The following is a 12,562-nucleotide window of genomic DNA, read 5'->3' on the forward strand; positions in this document are numbered from 1 at the left end:
ATAAATTGTAACAAATGCCCTGAAACATTTACTAATCCTTCTTTTTAATTTGTTGCTATATCGCTTATAGTCATTTTAATAGAAAGCAAATATTTTTGTGAGAATAAAATGTCCCAAGAAACCCAAAAAATTTTAGTGGTCGATGATGATATGCGCTTGCGCTCATTATTGGAACGTTATTTAGTTGAACAGGGCTATGTTGTTCGTAGTGCTGCTAATTCTGAACAGATGGATAGATTGCTTGAGCGAGAGAATTTTCATTTGTTAGTGTTAGATTTAATGCTACCAGGTGAAGATGGTTTATCAATTTGTCGTCGTTTACGTCAACAGAATAATAATATTCCAATTGTCATGCTTACGGCAAAAGGTGATGAGGTTGATCGCATTATTGGTTTAGAAATTGGTGCTGATGATTACATGCCCAAGCCCTTTAATCCGAGAGAGCTCTTAGCCAGAATCAAAGCGGTATTACGTCGTAGAATACAAGAAGCGCCAGGTGCTCCTTCTATGGCTGAAAATAATATTGTTTTTGGAGAATATGAGCTCAACCTAGCCACTCGTGAAATGGTAAAAGGTGATGTTAGTATGCCATTAACAAGTGGTGAATTTGCGGTATTGAAGGCTTTGGTTACTCACCCAAGAGAACCATTATCTCGTGATAAATTAATGAATTTAGCGCGTGGACGTGATTACTCAGCACTTGAACGTAGTATTGATGTGCAAGTGTCACGATTACGTCGTATGTTAGAGCAAGATCCAGCTAAACCGAGATATTTACAAACAGTTTGGGGTTTAGGTTATGTTTTCGTGCCTGATGGTACGTCAGCTTAGTATTTTTATAGCCACATACTAAAGGCTAGTTGTTGTAAGTGAGATTTTAGTTGCGCATTGAAGGTTTTTCATGAAGGTATTGCCCCGTAGCGCTTTTGGCCAAACTGTTTTATTAATTGGCTTTTTATTATTTATAAACCAAGTTGTTTCTTATATCTCTTTTGCCTTGTATGTAATAGAGCCTAATCAACAGCAAATAAATCAGTTATTAGCGAAACAAATTCGGGTTGTGTTTATCGATTTGAATGATGCAAGTCTAAGCCCTAAAATGGCTGAAGCTTTTCATCATGAAACGGGCATAGGGGTTTACCGGGAAGAAGATGCGTTAAGATTAGGCTTAGCATCTGCTGGTTATTACCCTTATCGCAGTGAGCAAATGTCAGCATTACTCGGTGGTCCTGCTGAAGTAAGAATATCTCAAGGGGACGAATATCTATTTTGGATTCGTCCACCTCAAGCTCCTAACCTATGGGTTAAAATTCCATTAATGGGGTTAGAAGAAGCTAACTTTTCTCCACTGGTCTTTTTTCTCGGTATTATTGGCGTACTCAGTGTCGCAGGTGGCTGGGTATTTGTAAGGCAACTTAATAGACCTCTAAAGTCACTACAAAGAGCGGCTGTAGAAGTTGGTCGAGGTAATTTTCCTGAGCCGTTAACCGAGCATGGTACTACAGAGATTATGGCTGTAACGCAAGCCTTTAATCATATGTCTAAAGGAATCAAACAATTAGAGAACGATCGTAACTTATTGATGGCTGGTATTTCTCACGATCTACGTACACCGTTAACCCGAATTAGGTTGGCAACAGAAATGATGTCGGAGCTTGATGATTTTCTCAAAGAAGGTATTGAAAATGATATTGATGATATGAATAATATTATCGATCAATTTATTGATTATCTTCGCCATGGCTCCAAAGATAAGGCGGAGCTAGGTGATTTAAATCTTTTAGTCGCTGAAGTATTAAATGTTGAAACACCAGCCGATCGACACATTGTTTTTACTGCTAATGATTGTCCTGAAATACCATTACGTCATGTCGCCATTAAACGCGCGTTAGCAAATTTAGTTCAAAATGCACTTCGCTATACTCAAGGTGATATTGAAGTTATTACCGGACATGATAAAAGTTATGCGTATTTTATAGTAAGTGATGAAGGTGAAGGAATTCCAGATAGTGATATTGATCGTTTATTCCAGCCATTTACGCAAGGGGATAAAGCTCGTGGTACAGAAGGAAGTGGTTTGGGGTTAGCGATTATTAAACGTATTGTTGATACACATGGCGGAAGAGTTGAATTATCTAATAAAGAGACGGGCGGCTTACAAGCGAAAGTTTATTTACCGTTGAAGTCATAAACCTTTTTATTCATTTAAAGACAGCTATTATAAGAATATTGGCGGTAGTGTTCAGCTCTATATATAAATCTTTGCTGTAGTTGATAATTTGATGGGTATTGCTTGAGTTAGATTGTATAAATTAATGTATTAAGTATAAATTTATTATAGCTCAATTGGTTATGTTATTTTCATTGTGATACAAAGGATAAAGCCACTGTTTAAAGTGGCTTTAAAAGATCTAGCTAGCCATATTCAAAAGCACATTACGATAGTTAACTATGTCTTCAATACTCAAAACTATCATTTCATGTTTTAAAGCAAACTGACATATTTCAGGTAACCTTGCCATTGTTCCATCTTCATGAGTTAATTCACATAAAACTCCTTTCGAATGTAATCCTGACAGTTTAATTAGATCAATACAGATAGCATAACTATTTTGTATTAAATTTATACAAAATAGAGTATTTATACTATTAATGCTTTACATTTATAGTATAAATACTCTATAATAATTTATGTTCCTAGCGGACACTTATTGTAATAATTTTATTCTAGCTTCCCCATAGCTTACATATGCCAGTAGCCTTGCTACTGGTTTTTTTTGTCTAAAATATGACAACAGTATTTAATTGAATATCAAATACCTGACTGTATCCCTAACTAATTAGCACTCACTTACTTATTGTATATTATGATTTTATTGATTATATTATTTTTTAGATACTTTAAGAATATGTGTACAAGATACTATGTCAGGTCTCAATATAAATAGTAAGCCTCAAATATTTGAATTGCAGCCAGGTAAAACTATGGATTTGCAAATAAACCACCCTGTATCTGTTCGTTTGAAATTGACTTTAGTCGGTTATGAATTTGGTAAATATATTTTATTGAAATACCCGAAAGTCATTAGTACTTCGCAATATAAAGATGTTTTGGTTGAGGGCAATGTTGTTATTGTGCGTTATCTATTAGAAGGTGACAAAGGAGAGTGCTGTGCTTTTAAGTCAGTGATTAAAAACATTTCAACGTTTCCTGAAAAACTCTTATTTATCGCTTACCCTAACAAGATAGAAAATCGTCAGTTAAGAGTGCAGCAAAGAACAAGTATTCATATTCCTGCAGCTATTATGATCGAAGAAGATAATATTAATAAAGAAATGAAAATACTTGGCGCTATCGCGGATATATCTCTTAAAGGCTGTTGTTTTTTATTTAAGAGTACTAGCTTGGCGACTAATGTGAATCAACGGAAAATATTTGTTTGTTTACAAGATCAAACAGGAGCTGAAATAAAAATATCAGCTCGGGTATGTAATAGTCGAAACGATCAAGGTGTTGTGAGTGTTGGTATTCAGTTTTTAGAAGATAATGATTTACTACCCAAATTATTAGAACAATTATTTATCAATATTGATAATAGCTAATTTTTTAGGTTAGTTTATTCTTCTGGCTCTTCAAGAAACCAATCGCAAATAATACTATTTGCTTGTTCTTCACCGGTACGTTTTAATGATGAAAATGCTTGAACCTTAATATCAGCATTTAGTGGTGCTAAGGCTTTTTTTACTTTTAGCACTTCAGCACTACGCTTACCTTGAGACAATTTATCACTTTTAGTTAACAAAGCTAAAACAGGTAAGTCGCTATCAGCAGCCCACTGAATTAAGTCCATATCTAAGTCTTTTAATGGATGGCGTATATCCATTAGTACAACTAGGCCTTTAAGGCTTTCGCGTTTTTCTAAATATTCGCCCAATGCTTTTTGCCATTTCTTCTTCATTTCTAAAGGGACTTTAGCAAAACCGTAACCGGGTAAATCAATTAAACGTTTATTGTCGCCAATTTCAAAAACGTTAATCAGTTGAGTACGACCAGGGGTTTTACTGATTCGTGCTAAACCTTTTTGATTAGTTAGCGTATTTAATGCGCTTGATTTGCCTGCATTTGAGCGGCCTGCAAAAGCAACTTCAATACCACTATCTTCAGGTAATCTTCGAATATCTGGCGCACTGATGGTAAAGGTAGCTTTGCTTAAATGTATAGTGGTAGAAGACAAGGACTTAACTCTTAATAAAAAATCTGACACTATTATAACGTTATTCTTATAAAAATGATGAACAAATATGCTAAATAGTACGTTTTTTCAAGGAATTTTTATCAGATGGTGTTACACACAGGATAGATTAGTGTAAAATGCCGTCACTTTTTAAGATTTATTGTAAAAATAAACTCAATCATAATTTAACATTAAAAGTTTAGTTAACGACAAGCAGAGAGCAATTCAATGAAAAAAATATTATTTTCACTTTTGTTAGGAGCGAGTATGCTCAATACAGCAATGGCTGTAGAAGGCGATGCTGAAGCAGGTAAAGGTAAATCAGCTATCTGTGCCACATGTCATGGTGCTACCGGTATCAGTATAGCGCCTATTTATCCAAACCTTGCTGGACAAAAAGCTCCTTACATAGTTAAACAATTAACTGACTTTAAGGCTGGCACCAGAACGGATATGATGATGGCACCAATGGCTGTTAATCTATCTGAGCAAGATATGGCTGACTTAGCTGCATACTTTTCAAGTCAACCACGTAGTGGTAAAGCAGCTGCTGCAGCAACAACGGATACATCTGCTGTAGCACCAACTGCAGCAGGTAACGTAGAAGTTGTAACTTCAACCTCTGCTAAAGCTATTTATGCTGGTGATGTGAAAGCAGGACAAGAAAAGTCAGGAATGTGTGTTGCTTGTCATGGTACTGATGGTAATAGTGCGATAGCAATTTATCCTAAACTTGCAGGTCAAAGTGCTAATTATTTAGCTAAACAGTTAGCTGATTTTAAATCAGGTGCACGTGTTGATCCTGTAATGGCGGGTATGGTTGCGGGCTTAAGTTCAACAGATATGGATGATTTAGCTGCATACTTTGCCGTTCAAACAATGAGTGATGGTACTGGTGAGACAAGTGCTAAAGGTAAAAAACTCTATTTTGGTGGTGATGTTGAAAAGGGTGTTACAGCCTGTATCGCTTGTCATGGTATTGAAGGTAAAGGTATGGCACAAGCTGGTTTTCCTGCTATTGCGGGTCAAAATGCAGATTACTTGAAAAAGCAATTACTAACCTTTAGAGAAGGTAGTCGTAGTAACGATAGAAATAACATGATGCGTAATATTGCAATAAAACTATCAGAAAGCGATATTGAAGAGCTAGTGAAGTACATGTCTTCTCTTAAATAAGCTAAAATATTTTATTAGTAATGTACTAATACTCTGAAAAAAAGCAGCATTTATTGCTGCTTTTTTGTTTTATCACATAAAATAATTGCTATGATTGGTGATATAACTAGGTGAGACACTTGAGCAATAATATCGATACTAAGCAACTAATAGCTTGCCAATTGTGTGATGCGCTATATGAAAAGCCGCAATTAAAACAAGGCCAAATAGTTAAGTGCACGCGTTGTGGTAGCACAATGGCTGAACGAAAAGTAAATTCAATTGAACGGAGCTTTTATTGGTCAATGGCCGGTCTTTTGTTGTTAATACCTGCTGTACTACTTCCTCTTATGGGAGTCACATTAGCGGGTCAGTATCATCATGCATCACTACTTGATTGTATTATTGCCCTGATAGACCGAGGCTTCTTTATGATTGCAACGTTAGTCTTTTTGTTTGCTATTGCTGTGCCTACTATTCGTTTATTAGGATCTTTTTATATTACCTATAGCTTCAAATATAATAAGTTAAAACCTTCATTATTGTATTTTTTTCGTGCGTTTCATCACTTAGATAATTGGGCAATGCTCAATGTATTTATGCTTGGTATCGTTGTGTCTATGTATAAATTACTCGACGATACTGAGTTATCTATTAACATGGGATTACTGGCTTTTATTTTGTGGCTGATTAGTTCAACAATGGCTGCGTCGACATTAGATCAAGATTATATTTGGCAAAAATTAGAGGATGAATTTGTTGATTAATACTGCAAAAAACAACAATCTTGCTCTTTGTCCTCAATGCCATAAAGTTAACGTACTTGGTGATGCCGCTAGTGATGAAAAAATACAATGTGTACGTTGTAAAGGGATGTTTTATCAACGGAACTCTCGCAGTTTACAATATACTTTAGCGTGGAGTATTGCAGCATTAATAGCTTTTATTCCTGCAAACCTTTACCCTATTATGATTATATATTCTTTAGGTATCGGTGAGCCATCAACGATACTTTCAGGTATTGGACAGTTTATTGATCATGGCTTGTACCCTATCGCTATCATTATTTTTACAGCAAGTATCATTGTACCATTACTTAAAATAGCGGGTTTGTTTGTACTAGTTTACCGTGCACATACTGGGATAAGATTACGACCAGATAAACACAGTAAATTTTATCATCTGTTAGAGTTTTTGGGCCCTTGGTCAATGCTGGATGTCTTTGTCGTTGCCTTACTAGTGGCTGTGGTCGAATTAGGGTTTATAACGACAATTGCAGCAGGACCAGCAATAAATTACTTTACCTTAACGGTAATTTTTACCATGATCGCAGCCAATAGCTTTGATTCTAGACTGCTGTGGGATAAACAACAAAATAGTGACGAAAATTTTTAGGTAAAGGAACAAAATGACTATTGATAAATCGTTGAATAATAATGATTTGAAAACTAATGTAGCTTCTGCTGATGTTGTGCCTAGACAAGGTATTTCAGCTATATGGTTTATCCCTTTTATTGCGCTAATTTTTGGCGGTTGGTTAGCTATTAAGGCGATATCTGAACAAGGTGTTTTCATTACGATTGAATTTGAAAATGGTTCAGGTATTGTCCCGAAAAAAACAGAAGTACGTTATAAAGGTCTTGTCACTGGTTTAGTCAGTAAAGTAGAGCCCTCAGATGACTTACAATCAGTGATTACAGAAGTTGAAATGACACAATCTTTTACTGATTACCTTACTAACAAAACAAAGTTTTGGTTGGTAAGCGCGGATATTTCTTTACAAGGTGTTTCTGGGTTAGAAACGTTAGTATCGGGTAGTTATATTAATATTATTCCCGACACTGATAAACAGTCTCGCAGCCAAGACCACTTTATTGCATTAAATGAAGCGCCAGAGTTAGATATGGCAACGCCTGGTCTGCACTTAACCTTGAAGGCCAGTGTGTTAGGTTCAATTAGTGAAGACTCACCTATTACCTTTAAACAAATACCTATTGGTTATGTTACGGGTTACCACTATGTTGAAGAAAGCCAAGACATTAATATCAATATCTTTATTGAACAAGAATATGCGCATTTAATTAAAGAAAATTCACTCTTTTGGAATATGAGTGGCATACAAATCAACGCTTCTATTGCTGCAGGTGTAAAAATAAATACTGGTTCATTAGGCTCTATTCTTGGTGGTGGCATTGCGGTTGATACTTTGAGTTATCACGAAAAGTTACCTTCAGCTAAAAACGGACAAGTTTTTCCATTGCATGCAGATTTTCAAGCCGCAGAGATGGGCCATAGCATTGAGCTTACATTAGATTGGAATTCAGATGTGAATCATAATGCAGCGATTTTATATCAAGGTGTAACCATAGGGAGTATTGAATCTTTTAGTAAAATAGACCCTAAGACTAGAAAAATTACTGCTCAAGCGAAAGTGAACCCACGTATTGTTCCTTACTTAACCGATCAATCACAATTTTATCTGGTCTCGCCTAAAATTGAACTTTCGGGGGTGTCAAACGCAAAAGCTCTATTAACCGGTACCTATATTAATATACGTCCTTCATTACAAGGTAAGCCAATAAATAAATTTCATGTTTTCAACGTTAAACCGCCTTATTTGTATGCTGAACCAGGATTACATTTAATTATTGAGTCTAATAATAGGCACTCCTTACAAGCAGGCAATAATATTTATTTTAAACAGCAAGTTATTGGTAGCATTCAGGCGGTTGATACAGTGGGAGCCGATCAGCATTTAATCCACATTCATATTCAAGATAAATACCAAGACTATGTTAATTCTACTAGCCGTTTTTATAATAATTCTGGGCTTAAAATTAAGGCCAACCTTTTGGGGGTAGATGTTGAAGCACAGTCACTGCAGAGTATTTTAACCGGTGGGATTTCAATGATAAATATTGACAGTTCTGATGATGCTTTGGCAGAAAATTCAGTAGTTAATGGCGACAAATTTACATTATTTGCTAACCAAAAAATAGCAGAGCAACGGGTCAGTTTTACGTTAACTGCGCCTGCTAATGAACAGATTAAGGTTAGCACACGTGTGTTACATCGTGGCATAGAAATAGGTGCCATTCATACTATTGAAGCTGATGGCGATAGCAGTAAATTATTCCTTGGCTTATTACCTGAATATGAGCATATTTTGCGTGAAGGTACTCAATTTTGGTTGGCTAAACCAAGCTTTACTTTGTCTGGTGCAACAGATCCTGAAGCATTACTCGGTGGTGCTTATATCACGTTTGATTTTAATAACGAAAGTGAAGTAGCTAAAACTAACTTTACTTTATTGACGTCACCGCCAGCTAAATCAGCTAGTGCTCCAGGCTTACAATTAAGTTTATTAACAAATAGTGCAACGGTAGCTACCGCGGGAAGTAGTATTAGCTATCGCGGTATTGTGGTTGGGCAAGTTGATAATGTGGCCTTAGACAAGAAAGCAGATAAGGTACATATTAATGTAACGATTGATGAAGAGTATCAAGCGTTAATACAGGCTGATACCAGGTTTTATAATGCGAGCGGTGTCACACTTAGCGGTGGTTTGGGTGATTTTGTACTAAAAACTGAATCTATAGATGCGATGCTACGTGGTGGAATTAGCTTTTATAATCCTGTCGTTATTGAGAAAACACAAGTTCAAGTACAAGAGTTAGATACTTTTGAGTTATTTGATAATATTGAACAAGCAGAAAATGCAGGTCTGGCTATTAGTATTTATTTCAAGGACTACTCGGGCTTAAAAGTAAATACACATGTTGTTTATCAAGGACAACAAGTGGGCTCAGTAACACGTTTAATTTTTAATCCTGATGAAATTGGTGTGACAGCTTTAGTACTGTTAAATGATCTAGGTGCTAAATTTGCACAAAAAGGTACTAATTTTTGGGTCGTTGAGCCAGAGATTGGTTTAGTAGGATCGAAAAATGTTTCATCTTTACTTGATGGTGCGTTTATTTCACTTTTACCAAGTAATCAATCAAGCGAACAACAAACAGTATTTGAAGCGCTTGAATTACCTCCTACGGTGAAACAATTACCTTATGGCTTAAATATTAAATTAGTGACTCAGCGCTTAGGGTCGGTACGTATTGGTAATCCAGTGTTATACCGCCAGGTGAAAGTTGGTAAGGTTATTGGTATTGATTTATCACCAACGGCTGATACCGTTGACGTTTATATCAATATTGCCAAGCGCTATGCACCTTTAGTTAATCGTGGTAGCAAGTTCTGGAATACAAGTGGTATTAATATTGATGCTGGTATTTTTTCAGGCATTAATATTGATTCAGAGTCTATTGAAACCTTAATTTCTGGTGGTATTGCCTTTGCTAGTCCAGCATTATCAGCAGATGAGCCAGAAAGTGCTCCGCGAGTAAATAGCTTTTTGTTACATCAAACCCTTGATAAAGATTGGTTAGAGTGGCAGCCTAAAATAGCAATAGACCAATAACATTATTGAAACCGTTCTTTACAGTGAATCTGAATTCAGTTTAGGATGTTTAGTTAAAGCAACAAATTCAGTAACTGCTTGTTCTGGATTGCTTGCTTCAGTGATTGCAGTAACGACAGCGATACTGTCAACAGTCGTTGCTAGTACTTGAGGTGCCCGTGCTAAATTAATACCGCCTATCGCCACGATGGGAATAGGTGGTGTTTTTGTTTTAGATCTTAATGCTAATAACTGGCGTAAATTATCTATCCCTTGAATTTGTCCTGTCATATCTTTAGTTTTTGTTGGAAAAATTGCGCCAATAGCTAAATACGAAGGTTGTAACTGTTGTGCGAGTAAAAACTCATAACAGCCATGTGTGCTGATACCAAGCTTAAGTCCTGCCTGTTGAATTTTTTCTAAATCGGCTTGATTTAAATCCTCTTGCCCAATATGAACGCCATAAGCATTATATTTTATAGCCAATTCCCAATAATCATTAATAAATAGTCTTGTTTTGTATTTTTTGGCTAAATTAATCGCTTCAATAATAATATGTTCAAGCTCAGTTTCGGCTAAATTTTTAACTCTTAGTTGGATAATCTTTAATCCTAAAGGTAATAAACGCTTTAACCACGCTATTGAGTCTACTACTGGGTATAACCCGAGCTTCTCACCTTGTAAATTTAGCGATGCAAACGCAGGTAAGTTTTGATGTTGTTGATTGAGTGTATCTATTACCGTTGGAAATAATTCATTTAAACAAACCTGTGACTCCACCTCTGATGGTAATATTGCCGGCCAGGCGAGTTGTTCAAAAGCGCCATAATATTGATGCTGTTGTTCAGCGCTAATACTTTGTGTTGCAGCTAGCCCATGGTTGATAAATGCTTTAGCTAAGGTGAATGCGTCTCGTACTAAATACCCTTTCGCTAAACACGATGCTAAGGCACTTGCGAAACTACAGCCACCGCCATGACTATAATGAGTTTTAAGTCGAGGTGAGCTGAGTTGATATTCGATTGCTTGAAAGCACTTATCTTGATTATCCTGTTTTATTTGATTAAGTTGGTGGTAACAGTAATCAATGCACTGGTGATTATTTTTGCTGTGACCGCCTTTAATAATGATACTTTTTATGGCAAATCTTTGATGAATTATTTTCGCAAGTTGTTTGACGCTAAGCTGACTTATATTAGGTTGAGCTATACTAAGTGAGTCAGTTTCTTTTTTTATCATTGAACTTACAAAAAAATGGGCTTCATTTATATTAGGGGTAAGCACATCAATTTGTTGTAATAATGGCGCTAGGTCAAGCACTGATAATTGATTGAAATCACCACCAACACTGGCTTGTCCTACGGGATCATAAACAGTTATTAATTCGGGTAACGTTACTTTTAGTTGCTTGAGTGTCGACGCTAACCATAAAACTTGTATATTACCGGCTAGTAAACCAATTTTTATTACTGTCGGTGGTTTGTCCTCAAGTAAGAGCGTTACTTGTTGTTGTAAAATATCGACAGGAGTAGGGTTAATCGAGATGAGCTGTTTGGAATTTTGTACCGTATTAGCAGTAATTAAGGTACACACTTCAACACCTAAGCTATGACCCGTTTTTATATCGGCAGCAATACCGGCACCACCAGAGCAATCACTGCCAGAAATACTCCAGATTATTGGCTTTTGTTGAATAGTATTTGTCATTGTTGATGCCAAAATGGCGTATCTAAAGTGGGGGTTGATGGGTGAGCTGTTTGTCGTTGCTCCATGATGCCGGCAATGTACCCTTGTTCACCTGCTTGTAAGGCTTGGCTAAACGCTTTTGCCATTAGGGTAGGGTTATCAGCTAAGGCGATTGCACTATTTAGTAATACGCCGTCATAGCCCATTTCCATTGCTAAGCAAGCGTCCGATGGCTTACCTATACCGGCATCTAAAATAAGCGTTGCTTGAGGTAAGCGTAGACGAATAGTTTCTAAATTATAAGGGTTCATTAAACCTTTGCCTGTACCAATAGGTGATGCCCAAGGCATAATCACTTGGCAGCCTAAGTCGTATAAACGCTGACATAAAACCAAGTCATCAGTGCAATAGGGCAGCACTTTAAAACCGTCGTTGATCAGCTGTTCCGTGGCACTGAGTAGTTCAATAGGATCAGGCTGTAAATTGTAGTCATCGCCAATGACCTCGAGTTTTATCCAGTCCGTTTGAAAAATTTCTTTACTCATTTTAGCGAGGGTAACTGCCTCTTTAGCTGTTCTACATCCGGCAGTGTTTGGTAATAAGTAACCATCTACCTGTTTTACTATAGACTGTAAATATTGCCATATTTTTTGTCCTGATTTTTCCGCTGGGTTTTGTCTCTTCAATGACAAGGTAATGACTTGCGAACCACTGGCAATGATGGCTTGTTTCATAATTTCAGGGGAAGGGTAGAGCGCACTGCCAATTAATAATCGACTATCGAGTTTTTGCCCATAAAGCGTTAATGACATTGCTATTAACCTCCTTGAATGGGTAAAAGTACATCGATACTATCGCCATTAATAACATGAGTATTTTCATAGTCTTCTCGACTAACAAAGTCACCATTAACAGCTACGGCAAAGGTACTTTGTTGTGGCTCTATAAAATACAAGGCTAATGCGGCACTGACTGTTATTTTTGATTCGTGATTAAGTGAATATGATTGGCCATTAATATGTATATTCATGAT

General features: G+C 36.5%; 11 protein-coding genes and 1 pseudogene. 7 read left to right on the forward strand and 5 right to left on the reverse strand.

Annotated features, from left to right (window positions below; genetic code table 11):
- Window positions 1-108 precede the first annotated feature (108 nt).
- Both ompR and envZ read left to right on the forward strand, forming a co-directional pair.
- The gene (gene ompR, locus Q4503_RS01325; protein WP_215971840.1) at window positions 109-831 is read left to right on the forward strand and encodes a two-component system response regulator OmpR; all 723 of its coding nucleotides are present in this window, start codon (window positions 109-111) and stop codon (window positions 829-831) included.
- Between the two features lie 70 nt (window positions 832-901).
- Entirely contained in the window at window positions 902-2,191 is a 1,290-nt protein-coding gene (envZ, locus tag Q4503_RS01330) for a two-component system sensor histidine kinase EnvZ (RefSeq protein ID WP_215971841.1), read from the forward strand.
- Window positions 2,192-2,411: 220 nt separating this feature from the next.
- Here envZ and Q4503_RS01335 read toward each other — a convergent pair.
- Window positions 2,412-2,594, reverse strand: a pseudogene (locus Q4503_RS01335) (3,4-dihydroxy-2-butanone-4-phosphate synthase); the annotation flags it as partial.
- Between the two features lie 331 nt (window positions 2,595-2,925).
- On the opposite strand from Q4503_RS01335, the gene Q4503_RS01340 reads away from it, so the two are divergent.
- Entirely contained in the window at window positions 2,926-3,603 is a 678-nt protein-coding gene (locus tag Q4503_RS01340) for a flagellar brake protein (RefSeq protein WP_215971843.1), read from the forward strand.
- Window positions 3,604-3,617: 14 nt separating this feature from the next.
- Here the strand turns inward: Q4503_RS01340 and yihA are convergent, their stop codons facing one another.
- Window positions 3,618-4,235 carry a ribosome biogenesis GTP-binding protein YihA/YsxC gene (yihA, locus tag Q4503_RS01345; RefSeq protein ID WP_215971844.1) on the reverse strand — a complete coding sequence of 206 codons (618 nt, stop codon included), beginning with the start codon at window positions 4,233-4,235 and terminating at the stop codon, window positions 3,618-3,620.
- Between the two features lie 267 nt (window positions 4,236-4,502).
- On the opposite strand from yihA, the gene Q4503_RS18830 reads away from it, so the two are divergent.
- From Q4503_RS18830 to Q4503_RS01370, 4 genes are all read left to right on the forward strand, one after another.
- Entirely contained in the window at window positions 4,503-5,411 is a 909-nt protein-coding gene (locus tag Q4503_RS18830) for a cytochrome c (protein WP_252727352.1), read from the forward strand.
- 119 nt (window positions 5,412-5,530) lie between these two features.
- Complete coding sequence (locus Q4503_RS01360) at window positions 5,531-6,157, forward strand: paraquat-inducible protein A (protein ID WP_215971846.1); 627 nt, start codon at window positions 5,531-5,533, stop codon at window positions 6,155-6,157.
- Window positions 6,147-6,785 carry a paraquat-inducible protein A gene (locus Q4503_RS01365; protein ID WP_215971847.1) on the forward strand — a complete coding sequence of 213 codons (639 nt, stop codon included), beginning with the start codon at window positions 6,147-6,149 and terminating at the stop codon, window positions 6,783-6,785. Before Q4503_RS01360 ends, Q4503_RS01365 begins: the two co-directional genes overlap by 11 nt.
- 13 nt (window positions 6,786-6,798) lie before the next feature.
- Window positions 6,799-9,864 (forward strand): PqiB family protein, encoded by a 3,066-nt coding sequence (locus Q4503_RS01370; RefSeq protein ID WP_303601194.1) that lies wholly within the window; start codon window positions 6,799-6,801, stop codon window positions 9,862-9,864.
- An 18-nt stretch (window positions 9,865-9,882) separates the two neighbouring features.
- Here Q4503_RS01370 and thiE read toward each other — a convergent pair whose 3' ends face one another.
- From thiE to thiS, 3 genes are read right to left on the reverse strand one after another with little or no spacing between them, the layout of a single operon-like run.
- Window positions 9,883-11,550 (reverse strand): thiamine phosphate synthase, encoded by a 1,668-nt coding sequence (gene thiE / locus Q4503_RS01375; protein ID WP_303601195.1) that lies wholly within the window; start codon window positions 11,548-11,550, stop codon window positions 9,883-9,885.
- Window positions 11,547-12,341, reverse strand: coding sequence for a thiazole synthase (locus tag Q4503_RS01380; protein WP_303601196.1), 795 nt, complete (start codon window positions 12,339-12,341; stop codon window positions 11,547-11,549). The genes thiE and Q4503_RS01380 overlap by 4 nt, the downstream gene beginning before the upstream one ends.
- Before the next feature lie 5 nt (window positions 12,342-12,346).
- Window positions 12,347-12,559, reverse strand: a complete 213-nt coding sequence (gene thiS, locus Q4503_RS01385) for a sulfur carrier protein ThiS (RefSeq protein WP_215971851.1) — start codon at window positions 12,557-12,559, stop codon at window positions 12,347-12,349.
- Between the last annotated feature and the right edge of the window lie 3 nt (window positions 12,560-12,562).

The organism is Colwellia sp. 6_MG-2023, assembly GCF_030547765.1.
Classification (GTDB): Bacteria; Pseudomonadota; Gammaproteobacteria; order Enterobacterales; family Alteromonadaceae; genus Colwellia.